Source organism: Streptomyces sp. ISL-12 (assembly GCF_018614415.1).
GTDB lineage: Bacteria > Actinomycetota > Actinomycetes > Streptomycetales > Streptomycetaceae > Streptomyces.
Genome location: NZ_JAGGOO010000128.1, coordinates 1 through 15,883, shown reverse-complemented (window position 1 = coordinate 15,883; position 15,883 = coordinate 1). Strand labels below are relative to the sequence as shown.

Below are 15,883 nucleotides of genomic sequence, written 5' to 3'. Positions count from 1 at the left end.
CCGTCCGGGCGAGATATGTTCGGTTGTGAGGGAAAGCCGCAGGCCACACCCCTCTTGTCCGAATGCCGAGTCGCGGGTTCATTCGGAAATCACCCGCGCCGGTGGAGTGGAGATCTCGCCCCTGGGGGAGGAGGTGGGCGTCACCGAGTCCGAGGTTCCGGGGCCTACCGGAACCTGGTGCGAAAGGGAGATGCTCCGCGAGCTGAGCGGAGTGATCCGGGAACGGAGTTCTGCGTGGACATCGTCGTCAAGGGCCGCAAGACCGAGGTGCCCGAGCGGTTCCGGAAGCACGTGGCCGAGAAGCTGAACCTGGAGAAGATCCAGAAGCTCGACGGCAAGGTGATCAGCCTCGACGTCGAGGTGTCCAAGGAGCCCAACCCCCGACAGGCCGACCGCTGCGACCGAGTGGAGATCACGCTCCGCTCCCGCGGTCCGGTGATCCGGGCGGAGGCGGCGGCGAGCGATCCGTACGCGGCGCTCGACCTGGCGGCGGAGAAGCTCGGCGCCCGGCTGCGCAAGCAGCACGACAAGCGCTACTCGCGGCGCGGCACGGCACGTATCTCGGCCGCCGAGGTTCCGAACCACATCCCGGGCGTGGCGACGCTCAACGGAAACGGTGCCGCCGACGAGCAGGAGCAGGGCGGCGTGCCTACCAGGAAGGTCGGTTCGCTGGAGGTCCAGGGCGACGGGCCGCTCGTCGTGCGTGAGAAGACCCACGTGGCCGCCCCGATGAGCCTCGACCAGGCGCTCTACGAGATGGAACTCGTCGGGCACGACTTCTACCTCTTCGTCGACTCCGAGACCAAGGAGCCCAGCGTCGTCTACCGGCGGCACGCCTACGACTACGGCGTGATCCACCTCAGGACGGACACGATGGTCGCCCAGACGCCCTCGCCCGACGCGGGCGGCGCACTCGGCGGCTGACCTCACCGGTGCGTGGTACGGCCGGTGCCCCTGGAGCGCCTGTGCGCCCCTAGGGGCACCGGTGTGCGACCCCGTTCGCGCCCCGCGCCGTCGTCCCGAAGTCGGCCGGGCATGGAATCATGGCCGCAACGGCCCAACCGGTGGGCCGTTGCCTTGGGTTGGCGCTGGCCCGGGTTTCATGGCCACAGCCTTCAGGGGGAGGAACGATGGCGGACAGCTTCGGACCGATGCGGGGCGGGGATGCCCACGACGGCGTCGTCGGCATGGGCCCGGAGGCGGGTGCCCCACGCAAGGAGCCGATCAGAGTCCTGGTCGTGGACGATCACGCCCTGTTCCGCCGCGGTCTGGAGATCGTGCTCGCCGCCGAGGAGGACATCCAGGTCGTCGGTGAGGCGGGCGACGGTGCCGAGGCCGTCGAGAAGGCCGCGGACCTGCTCCCCGACATCGTGCTGATGGACGTACGGATGCCCCGGCGGGGCGGTATCGAGGCGTGCACCTCCATCAAGGAGGTGGCCCCCAGCGCGAAGATCATCATGCTGACGATCAGCGACGAGGAGGCCGACCTCTACGACGCGATCAAGGCGGGCGCCACCGGCTATCTCCTCAAGGAGATCTCGACCGACGAGGTGGCCACCGCCATTCGCGCGGTCGCCGACGGGCAGTCGCAGATCAGCCCCTCCATGGCGTCGAAACTGCTCACCGAGTTCAAGTCGATGATCCAGCGGACCGACGAACGCCGGCTGGTGCCCGCGCCGCGGCTCACCGACCGGGAACTGGAAGTCCTCAAACTCGTCGCCACGGGGATGAACAACCGCGACATCGCCAAGGAACTGTTCATCTCCGAGAACACCGTGAAGAACCACGTGCGCAACATCCTGGAGAAACTGCAACTGCACTCCCGGATGGAAGCGGTGGTCTACGCGATGCGGGAGAAGATCCTCGAAATCCGCTGACGGGCGAATCCCTTTACGGGCGGCGGTTTCGGTTCAGGCCAGGAGGCGGGCCAGTTCCCCGGCGAGCGGCTCGCGCAGGTCCGGCGCGGCCACCCGTTCCACCCGTACATCCGTGCAGTCCACCCAGCCCGCCGCCTCCACCAGGGCCTGAGCCACCGCCGGGACCGCCTTGCGGCCGTCCAGGGTGACCTGCTTGGCCACCAGCGTGCGGCCCTCGCGGGCCGGGTCCACCCGGCCGACCAGCCGGCCGCCGGCCAGGACGGGCATCGCGTAGTAGCCGTGCACCCGCTTCTGCCGGGGGACGTACGCCTCCAGGCGGTGGGTGAAGCCGAAGATCCGCTCGGTGCGCGCCCGCTCCCAGACCAGGGAGTCGAAGGGGGAGAGCAGCGTCGTGCGGTGACGGCCGCGCGGTGGTGTCCGAAGGGCCTCGGGGTCGGCCCAGGCCGGCTTGGACCAGTCCGCCACCGTGACCGGCACCAGACCCGAGTCGGCGATCACCGCGTCGACCTGCTCGGCCTTGAGCCGGTGGTAGTCCGCGAGGTCCGCGCGAGTGCCGACGCCCAGGGACTGCCCGGCCAGACGGACCAGGCGGCGCAGGCACTCGGTGTCGTCCAGCCGGTCGTGCAGCAGCTCCTCCGGGACGGCGCGCTCGGCCAGGTCGTAGACCCGCTTCCAGCCGCGGCGCTCGACGCAGACCACCTCGCCGTACATCAGCGCGCGTTCGACGGCGACCTTCTCGCCCGACCAGTCCCACCACTCGCTGGTCCGCTTGGCGCCGCCCAGCTCCGTGGCGGTCAGCGGGCCCTCGGCGCGGAGCTGCTTGATCACCTGGTCGTAGGCGCCGGCGGGCAGGCCGTGGTTCCAGTGCGGGCGGGCCCGGTAGGCGCGGCGGCGGAAGGCGAAGTGGGGCCACTCCTCGATGGGCAGGACACAGGCGGCGTGCGACCAGTACTCGAAGGCGTGGGTGCCCGTCCAGTAGGCGTCCTCGACCGCCCGGCGGCCCACCGCGCCCAGGCGGGCGTACGGCACGAGCTCGTGGGAGCGGGCGAGGACCGAGATGGTGTCGAGCTGGACCGCGCCGAGATGACGGAGGACACCGCGGACACCGGCGCGGCGGTCGGGGGCGCCGAGGAAGCCCTGGGCCCGCAGGGCGATGCGGCGGGCCTCGTCGGCCGACAGTTCCGTGGCAGCGCGCGGGAAGGTCGTCATACGTCCGCACGATAAGGGGTGGCACTGACAGCGAGGGCGGCCGTGCGCGCTACGACCGGGCGGGTATGTAGGAGGCCGTCGACGGCAGGCCCAGGTCGGACGGGAGCAGGGAGCCGACCCAGCAGTCACGGCGCACGCCCTTGTTGTCGACCGCCGAGCGCAACGTGCCCTCCAGGGTGAACCCGGCGCGCTCGGCCACCGCGCGCGAGCCCGCGTTGCCCACCTCGGCACGCCACTCCACGCGGTCGACCGACAGCCGGGTGAAGGCCCAGCGGGAGACGGTCAGGACGGCCTCGGTGACGTAGCCGTTGCCCCGGTGCTCCTTGGCGCCCCAGAAACCGATCTCGGCCGCGCCCGGGGAGAGCATGGTGAGGCCGACCATGGCGACCAGGTCCCCGGTGGGCAGGAAGACGCCGAAGGTGAACATCGTGGCGTTCGCCCAGCCGGCCGGGACCATCTGTTCCGTGAAGGCACGCGCGTGTTCCGGCAGATACGGGGAGGGGACCATGGTCCAGCGCTGGATGTCGGGGTCCTGACAGGCGGCGAGGACGGCGTCGGTGTCCTGGGGGCCGACCGTGCGCAGCAGGAGCCGTTCGGTGGTGAGCGTGTGGGGTTCCATCGGCCGATTCTGCGCGCGGTGCGCGCCGGGCGCCATCACTTCGCCGTGCGTGCGCGGCCGGTCACGTTTCGCGCAAATCACCGGCGCCGCGCGGCACCATCGGCCGGGCCCGCACGTTGTCATGGGTGAGAGCGGATCGGAGCGGGCCCGGAGCGGACCGGAGGCGGTGCGCGGCGGCGGGCGGCAGTCGTCGCGGCAGGCCTCCCGGCGTGACGGTGTCCTCGCTTACGATGGCCGTTGCTCACTCACGTCCAATGGAAAACGACCGTCCCAGGCCCGACCGGCAAGGAGACCAACCCCCGTGTCCGTCCTCTCGAAGATCATGCGTGCAGGCGAAGGCAAGATCCTGCGCAAGCTGCACCGCATCGCGGACCAGGTCAACTCCATCGAAGAGGACTTCGTCGACCTCTCCGACGCCGAGCTGCGGGCCCTCACCGATGAGTACAAGCAGCGCTACGCCGACGGCGAGAGCCTCGACGACCTGCTGCCCGAGGCCTTCGCCACCGTCCGCGAGGCCGCCAAGCGCGTCCTCGGCCAGCGCCACTACGACGTGCAGCTGATGGGCGGCGCCGCCCTGCACCTGGGCTACGTCGCCGAGATGAAGACCGGTGAGGGCAAGACCCTCGTCGGCACCCTGCCCGCGTACCTGAACGCGCTGTCCGGTGACGGCGTCCACATCATCACGGTCAACGACTACCTGGCCGAGCGCGACTCCGAGATGATGGGCCGCGTGCACCGGTTCCTCGGCCTCGAGGTCGGCTGCATCCTCGCCAACATGACGCCGGCCCAGCGCCGCGAGATGTACGGCTGCGACATCACGTACGGCACGAACAACGAGTTCGGCTTCGACTACCTCCGCGACAACATGGCGTGGTCCAAGGACGAACTCGTCCAGCGCGGCCACAACTTCGCCATCGTCGACGAGGTCGACTCCATCCTCGTCGACGAGGCCCGTACGCCGCTGATCATCTCCGGCCCCGCCGACCAGGCCACCAAGTGGTACGGCGACTTCGCCAAGCTGGTCACCCGCCTCAAGCGCGGCGAGGCCGGCAACCCGCTCAAGGGCATCGAGGAGACCGGCGACTACGAGGTCGACGAGAAGAAGCGCACGGTCGCCATCCACGAGTCCGGCGTCTCCAAGGTCGAGGACTGGCTGGGCATCGACAACCTCTACGAGTCGGTCAACACCCCGCTCGTCGGCTATCTGAACAACGCCATCAAGGCGAAGGAACTGTTCAAGAAGGACAAGGACTACGTCGTCATCGACGGCGAGGTCATGATCGTCGACGAGCACACCGGCCGTATCCTCGCCGGCCGCCGCTACAACGAGGGCATGCACCAGGCGATCGAGGCGAAGGAGGGGGTGGACATCAAGGACGAGAACCAGACCCTCGCCACGATCACCCTGCAGAACTTCTTCCGCCTCTACAACAAGCTCTCCGGCATGACCGGTACGGCGATGACCGAGGCCGCCGAGTTCCACCAGATCTACAAGCTCGGCGTGGTCCCGATCCCGACCAACAAGCCGATGGTCCGCAAGGACCAGTCCGACCTGATCTACCGCACCGAGGTCGCCAAGTTCGAGGCGGTCGTCGACGACATCGCCGAGAAGCACGAGAAGGGCCAGCCGATCCTGGTCGGCACCACCTCGGTCGAGAAGTCCGAGTACCTCTCGCAGCAGCTCTCCAAGCGCGGCATCCAGCACGAGGTGCTCAACGCCAAGCAGCACGACCGGGAGGCGACGATCGTCGCCCAGGCCGGCCGCAAGGGCGCCGTGACGGTCGCCACCAACATGGCCGGCCGCGGTACGGACATCAAGCTCGGCGGCAACCCCGAGGACCTCGCCGAGGCGGAGCTGCGCCAGCGTGGCCTCGACCCCGAGGAGCACATCGAGGAGTGGGCCGCGGCCCTGCCCGCCGCCCTGGAGCGTGCCGAGGAGGCCGTCAAGGCCGAGAAGGAAGAGGTCGAGCGGCTCGGCGGGCTGTACGTGCTCGGTACCGAGCGGCACGAGTCGCGGCGTATCGACAACCAGCTGCGCGGTCGTTCCGGCCGTCAGGGCGACCCCGGCGAGTCCCGGTTCTACCTCTCCCTCGGCGACGACCTGATGCGCCTGTTCAAGGCCCAGATGGTCGAGCGCGTGATGTCCATGGCGAACGTGCCGGACGACGTGCCGATCGAGAACAAGATGGTCACGCGCGCGATCGCGTCCGCCCAGTCGCAGGTCGAGCAGCAGAACTTCGAGACCCGCAAGAACGTCCTGAAGTACGACGAGGTCCTCAACCGGCAGCGCGAGGTCATCTACGGCGAGCGGCGCCGCGTCCTGGAGGGCGAGGACCTCCAGGAGCAGATCCAGCACTTCATGAACGACACGATCGAGGCCTATGTGCGGGCCGAGACCGCCGAGGGCTTCCCGGAGGACTGGGACCTGGACCGGCTGTGGGGCGCCTTCAAGCAGCTCTACCCGGTGAAGGTCACCATCGAGGAGCTGGAGGAGGCGGCCGGTGACCGGGCCGGGCTGACCGCCGAGTACATCGAGGAGTCCATCAAGGACGACATTAGCGAGCAGTACGAGGCGCGGGAGAAGCAGCTCGGCTCCGAGATCATGCGGGAGCTGGAGCGCCGGGTCGTGCTGTCGGTCCTGGACCGCAAGTGGCGCGAGCACCTCTACGAGATGGACTACCTCCAGGAGGGCATCGGCCTGCGCGCCATGGCGCAGAAGGACCCGCTGGTCGAGTACCAGCGCGAGGGCTTCGACATGTTCACCGCCATGATGGACGGCATCAAGGAGGAGTCCGTCGGCTACCTGTTCAACCTGGAGGTCCAGGTCGAGCAGCAGGTCGAGGAGGTCCCCGTCGAGGACGAGAAGCCGTCCCTGGAGAAGGGCCCGCAGGACGCGGTGCCGGCCCAGGCGAGTGCCTCGCGGCCCGAGATCCGCGCCAAGGGGCTCGACGCCCCGCAGCGGCGCAACCTCCACCTGTCCGCGCCGACCGTGGACGGCGAGGGCGGTGTCGTCGAGCGTGAGGAGCGCGCCGACGAGGAGCCGGCCCGCTCCGAGAGCGACGGCCTCACCCGCGCGGAGCGCCGCAAGCAGGCGAAGGGCGGGCGGCGCCGCAAGAAGTGACGGCGGTGTCCGCGGCGGTTCGGCCGTCGTGGGCCGCCGCGGTACGGAGGGCCGGGTCACCCGAGGGTGCCCGGCCCTCCGGGCGTTCAGCCCGTGCAGTCCGTTGAGCCCGTCCAGCCCGTCCAGCCCGTCCAGCCCGTCCAGTCCGGTCAGTGGAGGTCCTCGCGGGGCGGGCGGGGGCCGCCCAGTTCCACGGCGGTGCAGCGCCAGCGCAGGTCCGGTCCGCGCTCCAGGCGGAAGGCCATCGCCCGCAGCTGGTCGCCCGCGCCGATGCGGGCGAAGACCTCCACGGCGCCGGGACGCGGTTCGAACCAGCCGATGTCCCGGACGACGGGCCGGGTGCCGCGGGTGCGCAGGGGGCCGCGCTCGGCGAGCCGGGCCAGCTCGTCGTAGGCCTGGCCGACGGTGTGCCGGAGCATGGAGTGGACCGGGCTGCGTCCGCTGAGCACCGCGAGGAGCCGCTCCGCGAAGAGGTCGGCGGGGCGGGGCTGCGGGACGGCGGGCCGCGCCGTCCGGGGCGGGACGAGGGGCGTCCGGGCGGGGGCGACGGGCGTGGAGGGCCAGGAGACGGCCGCCGGGGTGGGGAGGGCCCCCTGACGACCGCCGGCGGCCCGCCGACCGGGGGCGGTCCCGTGTACGGCTGGGGCGGTCCTGCGTGCGGTTGGGGTGGTACCGCGCGCGGTTGGGGCGGCGGTGGGTGCGGTTGGGGTGGTTGCCGGTACGGCTGGGGCGGTCCCGCGTGCGGTTCGCGTCCGGGCCGGGGTGGCTGTGCGTGCGGTTCGCGTCCGGTCCGGGTCGGCCGTGCGGCCGGTGGTCGGAGTGCCACCGGGGGCGCCCGGCGGGCGGGTGTCCTGGGGGCGGGTACGGCGCTGGACGGGCCTCGGGGAGGAGCCGGGAGGCCGGTCCTCGGGCACCGCGGTCCAGGTGGCGGCCGTAGCGGGGCCGCGGGGCGGGGTGCCGGCGGGGCGGCGGGAGTCGTGGCGACCGGGCGGGCGGGAGCCCGGGTGGCGGTGCTGTGCCCTGTTCGTGGTCCGGCTCATGGCCCTGCTCATGACCTTGTTCATGACCTTGTTCATGGGATCCCCGTTCGGCGGCCCGTGGCATACCGGGCGGTAACTTGCTGTTGCGGACCTTGTACGGGGTGTGGTGGCATGCTGGCAAGGGGGACCGGAGGGAGCGGAGAGGGCGGTGAAGTTCACCTATCCGAGTGGCTCGGCTGGTGTCGGACCCGCGGCGGCAAGGGCGTGCCGGGTGAAGTTCCGGCGCGGAGTTGACGCCTGCGGCGGCTTGGTGGGGAACTCGATGGGGGACCCCCGGCGCGTATCCTGATGACTCTTCCGCCCCGCCTCGACCTGAGCGGACCCGACCGGACCCGACCACGAAAGCGGCCAGCCATGCGCGTCTACGTCCCCCTGACCCTCCCCGGTCTCGCCGAGGCGCACCGGTCGGGGCATCTGGGGAGCGGGCCGTTCACCGCCTACGCCGTCACGCCCGCGCTGCGCGAGTGGTACCTCTCGGACGACATCGAGGAACTGGAGTACGCCGCCCTCAACCGGGCCGCCCTGGCCTCGCTGCGGCTGCTGGCCGGGGACGCCGCGGCCCCCCGGCGCCGGGTCGTGGTCGCCGTCGACGTACCCGACGGCACCGCGGCGGCCGACCCCGGCCGGGGGCCGGACCCGGCCGCGCTCGGTGAGGTCCGGGTCGCCGGGAGCGTGCCGCTCGGCAAGGCGGCGGCGGTGCACGTCGACTCGGCCGACGCGGAGGCGGACGTGAGCGCCGCGGCCGACGCGCTCGCGGCGGCGGACGGCGGGGACGACGACGCCCAGTTCGTGGTGGACGGGGCCGAGGACCACGAACTGCTGTGGTACGCGACGCAGGAGATCCCGAACCTGGTGGGACTCGCCGGCTGACACCGCCCCCGGCCCGGCGGTGACTCACGGTGACCCTTGATTGTCAGTGGCGGCGGGTACGTTTGCGGGCATGGGGATGCGAACGCGGACAGGGGCGCACATCGTCTGGGACTGGAACGGCACGCTGTTCCACGACAACGACGCGATCATCGGGGCGACGAACGCGGCCTTCGCCGAGCTGGGCCTGGAGCCCATCACGCTGGAGCGGTACCGGACGCTGTACTGCGTGCCGGTGCCCAAGTTCTACGAGCGGCTGATGGGGAGACTGCCCACCGACGCCGAGTGGCAGGTCATGGACGAGGCCTTCCAGCGCCACTACACCGCGCACCGGGTGCGGTGCGGGCTCGCCGACGGGGCGACGGAGCTGCTCGCGGGGTGGCGGTCGGCGGGGCACAGCCAGTCGATCCTCAGCCTGTACGGCCATGAGGAACTGGTCCCGATGGTGCGGGGGTTCGGGATCGAGACGCACTTCATACGGGTCGACGGGCGCACCGGTCCCTCCGGCGGCAGCAAGGCCGAGCACATGGTGCGGCACCTGGCGGCGCTGGCCGGGGTGGAGCCCGCCCGGACGGTCGTCATCGGGGACGCCGTCGACGACGCGACCGCCGCGCGCCACGCGGGGGCGCGGGCGGTGCTGTACACCGGCGGCTCGCACAGCCGTACGAGCCTGGAGGAGGCGGGCGTGCCCGTGGTGGACACGCTGGCGGAGGCGGTCAAGGAGGCCGAGCGGCTGGCGGCGTGAGCCGGCCGGCCCGCGACACCCCGGCCCGCGCGGCACCCCGGCCCGCGCGGCACCCCGGCCCGCGCGGCACCCCGGCCCGCCGGCCCGCGCCGTCCCTGCCCTCCCCGCCCGTGTCCGTCGCTGTGCGGAACGTCAAAGTTTCACCCCCGGTTTTGTACACATGCGGCTCATGACGGGTTCCAGGGAAGGAGCGATAGCCTTATGGCGTGATCAGCGCGATAGCTCGCGGGGGCATCCGTGTCCCTGCCCTGCGCCCGGAGAGCACGGACGACATCCGTGACCGGGCGGCGGTCGCTGGTCCTCGCGGGCGGGACGGGGCGTCGAGGAACCCCGAGGCGCCGAGCATTCCCCGGACGGTGACGCCGACGAGAGCGGTATCACACCCGGCGGACGCGTCGGACATGGCTGATATGCCCCCGCTCCTCTCACCTTGCGGCATAGCGTCGGATCAGAACGGACACCCCGCGTCTGGGCGTTGCGTCGGAAGGCGGGAGACCGTACTTCCTTCTACGTCACGCAACGGCGCGCGACAGGAGCCAGAGGACAATGCAGACCAAGCTGGACGAAGCAAAGACCGAGCTGCTCGACAGGGCCGCACGGGTAGCTGAGAACAGCCCGGTCGGGGGGTACCTACCGACTGGGACGACGGACGAGGGCTCCCCGGACACCCCGGACCGTGAATCCGTGTTCGCGTTCCTCCAGCGCTACTACCGGCACACCGCCCCGGAGGACCTGGGCGACCGCGAACCGGTCGACGTCTTCGGAGCGGCCGTCTCGCACCACCGGCTGGCCGAGAACCGCCCGCAGGGCACCGCCAACGTCCGGGTGCACACCCCGACGGTCGAGGAGAACGGCTGGACGTGCAGCCACTCCGTGGTCGAGGTGGTCACCGACGACATGCCCTTCCTGGTCGACTCCGTCACCAACGAGCTGACCCGGCAGGGACGCGGCATCCACGTCGTCGTCCACCCGCAGTTCGTGGTGCGGCGCGACGTCACCGGCAAGCTCGTCGAGGTGCTCACCACCTCGCCCGGCAAGGACCTCCCGCACGACGCGCACGTCGAGTCCTGGATCCACGTCGAGATCGACCGCGAGACCGACCGCGCCGACCTGAAGCAGATCACCGCCGACCTGCTGCGGGTCTTGTCCGACGTCCGCGAGACCGTCGAGGACTGGGGCAAGATGCGCGAGGCGGCCGTCCGCCTCGCCGAGGACCTGCCCGCCGAGCCCGCCCCCGACGACCTCGACCCGCAGGAGCTGGAGGAGGCCCGCGAGCTGCTGCGCTGGCTGGCCGACGACCACTTCACCTTCCTCGGCTACCGCGAGTACCAGCTGCGCGGCGACGACTCCCTCGCCGCCGTCCCCGGCTCGGGCCTCGGCATCCTGCGCGCCGACCCGCACCACGAGTCGGGCGAGGACCACCCGGTCAGCCCGTCCTTCGAGCGGCTGCCCGCCGACGCCCGGGCCAAGGCCCGCGAGCACAAGCTGCTGGTGCTGACCAAGGCCAACAGCCGGGCGACCGTGCACCGGCCCTCCTACCTGGACTACATCGGCGTCAAGAAGTTCGACGCCGAGGGCAATGTCGTCGGGGAGCGCCGCTTCCTCGGGCTGTTCTCCTCCGCCGCCTACACCGAGTCCGTCCGCCGGGTGCCGGTCATCCGGCGCAAGGTGCGGGAGGTGCTGGAGCGGGCCGGGTTCTCGCCCAACAGCCACGACGGCCGCGACCTGCTCCAGATCCTGGAGACGTACCCGCGCGACGAGCTGTTCCAGACGCCGGTCGGCGAGCTGCAGACCATCGCGACCTCCGTGCTCTACCTCCAGGAGCGCCGCCGCCTGCGGCTCTACCTGCGCCAGGACGAGTACGGGCGCTACTACTCCGCCCTCGTCTACCTCCCCCGGGACCGCTACACCACCGGCGTCCGGCTGCGGATCATCGACATCCTCAAGGAGGAACTCGGCGGCACCAGCGTCGACTTCACCGCCTGGAACACCGAGTCGATCCTCTCCCGGCTGCACTTCGTCGTCCGCGTCCCGCAGGGCACAGAGCTGCCTCAGCTGTCCGACGCCGACAAGGACCGCATCGAGGCCCGGCTGGTCGAGGCCGCCCGGTCCTGGGCGGACGGGTTCGCCGAGGCGCTCACCGCGGAGTTCGGCGAGGAGCGCTCCGCCGAGCTGCTGCGCCGCTACGGCAGCGCCTTCCCCGAGGGCTACAAGGCCGACCACGGCCCCCGCTCGGCCGTCGCCGACCTCGCCCACCTCGAAGCGCTGGACGAGGAGCGCACCTTCGCGCTGAGCCTGTACGAGCCGGTCGGCGCCGCGCCCGAGGAACGCCGGTTCAAGATCTACCAGAAGGGCGGATCGGTCTCCCTCTCCGCGGTCCTGCCGGTGCTCAGCCGGCTCGGCGTCGAGGTCACCGACGAACGCCCGTACGAGCTGCGCTGCGCGGACCGCACCACCACGGCCTGGATCTACGACTTCGGCCTGCGCATGCCGAAGGCGGTGGCCGGCGGCGCCGACTACCTCGGCGACGACGCCCGTGAGCGCTTCCAGGACGCCTTCGCCGCGGCCTGGAACGGCAAGGCGGAGAACGACGGCTTCAACGCCCTGGTGCTCAGCGCCGGGCTGACCTGGCGGCAGGCGATGGTGCTGCGCGCGTACGCCAAGTACCTGCGGCAGGCCGGGTCCACGTTCAGCCAGGACTACATGGAGGACACCCTCCGCAACAACGTCCACACCACCCGGCTGCTCGTCTCACTGTTCGAGGCGCGGATGTCGCCCGACCGGCAGAGCGCCGGGCACGAGATCGTCGACGCCCTCCTCGAAGAGCTGGAGGCCGCCCTCGACCAGGTCGCCAGCCTCGACGAGGACCGCATCCTGCGGGCCTTCCTCACCGTCATCAAGGCGACGCTGCGCACCAACTTCTTCCAGCGGACCCAGGCGGGCCGGCCGCACGACTACGTCTCGATGAAGTTCGACCCGCAGGCCATCCCCGACCTCCCCGCGCCCCGGCCGGCGTTCGAGATCTGGGTGTACTCGCCGCGTGTCGAGGGCGTGCACCTGCGGTTCGGCAAGGTCGCGCGCGGCGGCCTGCGCTGGTCGGACCGCAGGGAGGACTTCCGTACCGAGATCCTCGGCCTGGTCAAGGCGCAGATGGTGAAGAACACCGTCATCGTGCCGGTCGGCGCCAAGGGCGGCTTCGTCGCCAAGCAGCTCCCCGACCCGAGCGTGGACCGGGACGCGTGGATGGCGGAGGGCATCGCCAGCTACAAGTGCTTCATCTCCGCCCTGCTCGACATCACCGACAACATGGTGGCCGGCGAGGTCGTCCCGCCCGCCGACGTGGTCCGGCACGACGGGGACGACACCTACCTGGTCGTCGCCGCCGACAAGGGCACCGCCACCTTCTCCGACATCGCCAACGAGGTCGCCGAGTCCTACGACTTCTGGCTCGGTGACGCCTTCGCCTCCGGCGGTTCGGCCGGTTACGACCACAAGGGCATGGGCATCACCGCGCGCGGCGCCTGGGAGTCCGTCAAGCGGCACTTCCGGGAGCTGGGCACGGACACCCAGAGCGAGGACTTCACGGTCGTCGGCATCGGCGACATGTCCGGCGACGTGTTCGGCAACGGCATGCTGCTCAGCGAGCACATCCGCCTGGTCGCCGCCTTCGACCACCGGCACATCTTCGTCGACCCGAAGCCCGACGCCGCCGTCTCCTACGCCGAGCGCCGCCGCCTGTTCGAGCTGCCCCGCTCGTCCTGGGAGGACTACAACAAGGAGCTGCTGTCGGCGGGCGGCGGCGTCTTCCCCCGCAGCGCCAAGGCGATCCCGGTCAACGCGCACATCCGGGAGGCCCTGGGCATCGAGGGCAAGGTCTCCAAGATGACCCCGGCCGACCTGTTGAAGGCCATCCTCCAGGCACCGGTCGACCTGCTGTGGAACGGCGGCATCGGTACGTACGTCAAGGCGTCCACCGAGTCCAACGCCGACGTCGGCGACAAGGCCAACGACGCCATCCGCGTCGACGGCAAGGACCTGCGCGTCCAGGTCGTCGGCGAGGGCGGCAACCTGGGCCTGACCCAGCTCGGCCGGATCGAGTTCGCCGCGGGAGGCGGCCGGGTCAACACCGACGCCATCGACAACAGCGCGGGCGTCGACACCTCCGACCACGAGGTGAACATCAAGATCCTGCTCAACGGCCTGGTCGCGGACGGCGACATGACGGTGAAGCAGCGCAACAAGGTGCTCGCCGGGATGACCGACGAGGTCGGCCGCCTGGTCCTGCGCAACAACTACGCGCAGAACACGGCGATCGCCAACGCGCTGGCCCAGTCCAAGGACATGCTCCACGCGCAGCAGCGGTTCATGAAGCACCTGGTGCGCGCGGGCCACCTGGACCGGGCGCTGGAGTTCCTGCCCACCGACCGCCAGATCCGCGAGCGGCTCAGCAACGGGCGCGGGCTGACCGGCCCGGAGACGGCGGTGCTGCTGGCGTACACGAAGATCACGGTCGCCGAGGAGCTGCTGCACACCTCGCTGCCCGACGACCCGTACCTGAAGACGCTGCTGCACGCGTACTTCCCGACCGCGCTGCGCGAACAGTTCGCCGACCGGATCGACAGCCACCCGCTGCGCCGCGAGATCACCACGACCGTGCTGGTCAACGACACGGTCAACACGGGCGGTACGACGTATCTGCACCGGCTGCGCGAGGAGACGGGTGCCTCGCTGGAGGAGATCGTGCGGGCGCAGACCGCGGCCCGCGCCATCTTCCGCTCGTACCCGGTGTGGGACGCGGTGGAGGGTCTGGACAACACGGTCGAGGCCGCCGTCCTGACCCGGATCCGGCTGCACTCGCGCCGCCTGGTCGAGCGCGGCACCCGCTGGCTGCTGAACAACCGGCCGCAGCCGCTCCAGCTCGCCGAGACGGTCGACTTCTTCGCCGAGCGGGTCGAGCAGGTCTGGTCGCAGCTGCCGAAGCTGCTGCGCGGCGCGGACGCCGACTGGTACCAGCGCATCCACGACGAGCTGACCGGCGCGGGCGTCCCGGACGAGGTGGCGACCCGGGTGGCCGGGTTCTCCTCGGCCTTCCCGACGCTGGACATCGTCTCGGTGGCCGACCGCACGGGCAAGGAGCCGCTGGACGTCGCCGAGGTCTACTACGACCTCGCCGACCGGCTGGGCATCACCCAGCTGATGGACCGCATCAGTGAGCTGCCGCGCGCCGACCGCTGGCAGTCCATGGCCCGCGCGTCGATCCGCGAGGACCTGTACGCCGCGCACGCGGCCCTCACCGCCGACGTACTGGCGGCGGGCAACGGGACGTCGACGCCGGAGCAGCGGTTCAAGGAGTGGGAGCAGAAGAACGCGGCGATCCTCGGGCGGGCGCGGGCCACGCTGGAGGAGATCCGGAGTTCGGACGCGTTCGATCTGGCCAATCTGTCGGTGGCGATGCGGACGATGCGGACGTTGCTGCGCACGCATTCATGACCGGTGACCCCCAGCTGGCCGGACATTCGGGGCATCCCGGATAAAGTGGCCGGATGGCTGGGTGGTCCGGGTCCGCGTCGGGTTCCAGGCCGAGCACGGTGGTCGTCCCTTGGACGGTCGCCGTGCTCGTGCTTTTTCTGCTGCTGCTGGTCGTGGTCCGGCTGCCGTGGGCCGGTGACCTCGGGCTGCACGCCGCCACCGTCGAACGGCTGCGGCACAGCCTGACCCACCCCGGCAACCCGCTGGTCGACGCGGACACGCCGAGCCCGTACTACTCGCCGTGGACGGTCGTCCTCGGGGCCGTCGCCAAGGTCGGCGGGGCCTCGGTCTTCGTGGTGCTGCGGCTGGGCGCGCTGGTCGGGCTGGGGCTGCTGGTGACGGGCGTGTGGCGGTACGTCCGCACGCTCACCGGGCACCGGGCGGCGCCGGCACTGGCGTTGCTGTGTCTGCTGCTGCTGTGGGGTACCGAGATGTTCGCGTGGAGCGGGTTCCTCGGGCTCAACTCGCTGGCACTGGCGGTGGCGTACCCGAGTGTGCTCGCCCTGGGGCTCGCCTTTCATCTGTGGGCCGGGCTGGCGTCGGCGGTCAGCACCGGGGGCGGGTGGGGGGAGTGGCTGGGGCTCGGAGTGCTGTGGGCGGTGGTCCTGCTGTGCCATCAGTTCACGGGGGTGGTGGCCTCGCTGGGGGCCGTCGCCGTGCTGGTCGCGGGGCGGCGGGCGTGGCCGGTGGCCGGGGTGCGGATCGTGGGCGGGGTGGCGCTGGGGGCCGGGGTGCTGTGGGTGTGGCCGTACTACGACTTCTTCGCGTTGTTCGGGGCGGGGGGCGGGCTGGAGGCGGTGCACCGGCCGTTGTACGAGGACCTGGCCGGGCGGTACTGGCTGGTGCTGGTGGGGGTCGTCGCGCTGGGGGTGCGGT

At 71.2% G+C, this 15,883-nt stretch carries 9 protein-coding genes and 1 pseudogene; 7 read left to right on the top strand and 3 right to left on the bottom strand.

The features are described from left to right. Positions 1 to 234: 234 nt before the first annotated feature. Together hpf and J7I94_RS30850 are read left to right on the top strand one after the other, a co-directional pair. Positions 235 to 924 carry a ribosome hibernation-promoting factor, HPF/YfiA family gene (gene hpf / locus J7I94_RS30855; RefSeq protein WP_215172395.1) on the top strand — a complete coding sequence of 230 codons (690 nt, stop codon included), beginning with the start codon at positions 235 to 237 and terminating at the stop codon, positions 922 to 924. 206 nt (positions 925 to 1,130) lie between these two features. Beyond that, on the top strand, positions 1,131 to 1,877 hold the full coding sequence (locus J7I94_RS30850; protein WP_215172393.1) for a response regulator transcription factor: 747 nt from the start codon (positions 1,131 to 1,133) through the stop codon (positions 1,875 to 1,877). Positions 1,878 to 1,910: 33 nt separating this feature from the next. Here the strand turns inward: J7I94_RS30850 and J7I94_RS30845 are convergent, their stop codons facing one another. Beyond that, positions 1,911 to 3,086, bottom strand: coding sequence for a winged helix-turn-helix domain-containing protein (locus J7I94_RS30845; protein WP_215172392.1), 1,176 nt, complete (start codon positions 3,084 to 3,086; stop codon positions 1,911 to 1,913). A 49-nt stretch (positions 3,087 to 3,135) separates the two neighbouring features. Then, a complete protein-coding gene (locus J7I94_RS30840; RefSeq protein ID WP_215172390.1) occupies positions 3,136 to 3,705 on the bottom strand; it encodes a GNAT family N-acetyltransferase in 570 nt (189 codons plus the stop codon). A 301-nt stretch (positions 3,706 to 4,006) separates the two neighbouring features. Here J7I94_RS30840 and secA point away from each other — a divergent pair, with 301 nt between their 5' ends. Continuing rightward, entirely contained in the window at positions 4,007 to 6,826 is a 2,820-nt protein-coding gene (secA, locus tag J7I94_RS30835) for a preprotein translocase subunit SecA (RefSeq protein ID WP_215172388.1), read from the top strand. Positions 6,827 to 6,975: 149 nt separating this feature from the next. Here the strand turns inward: secA and J7I94_RS39605 are convergent, their stop codons facing one another. Further along, positions 6,976 to 7,245, bottom strand: coding sequence for an Rv3235 family protein (locus J7I94_RS39605; RefSeq protein WP_374198448.1), 270 nt, complete (start codon positions 7,243 to 7,245; stop codon positions 6,976 to 6,978). Positions 7,246 to 8,220: 975 nt separating this feature from the next. Here J7I94_RS39605 and J7I94_RS30825 point away from each other — a divergent pair. From J7I94_RS30825 to J7I94_RS30810, 4 genes and pseudogenes are all read left to right on the top strand, one after another. Then, entirely contained in the window at positions 8,221 to 8,736 is a 516-nt protein-coding gene (locus J7I94_RS30825) for a hypothetical protein (protein ID WP_215172386.1), read from the top strand. Between the two features lie 76 nt (positions 8,737 to 8,812). Further along, positions 8,813 to 9,478, top strand: a complete 666-nt coding sequence (locus J7I94_RS30820) for an HAD family hydrolase (protein WP_374198450.1) — start codon at positions 8,813 to 8,815, stop codon at positions 9,476 to 9,478. A gap of 546 nt (positions 9,479 to 10,024) precedes the next feature. Beyond that, complete coding sequence (locus J7I94_RS30815) at positions 10,025 to 14,968, top strand: NAD-glutamate dehydrogenase (RefSeq protein WP_215172382.1); 4,944 nt, start codon at positions 10,025 to 10,027, stop codon at positions 14,966 to 14,968. Between the two features lie 53 nt (positions 14,969 to 15,021). Then, positions 15,022 to 15,883, top strand: a pseudogene (locus J7I94_RS30810) (hypothetical protein); the annotation flags it as partial.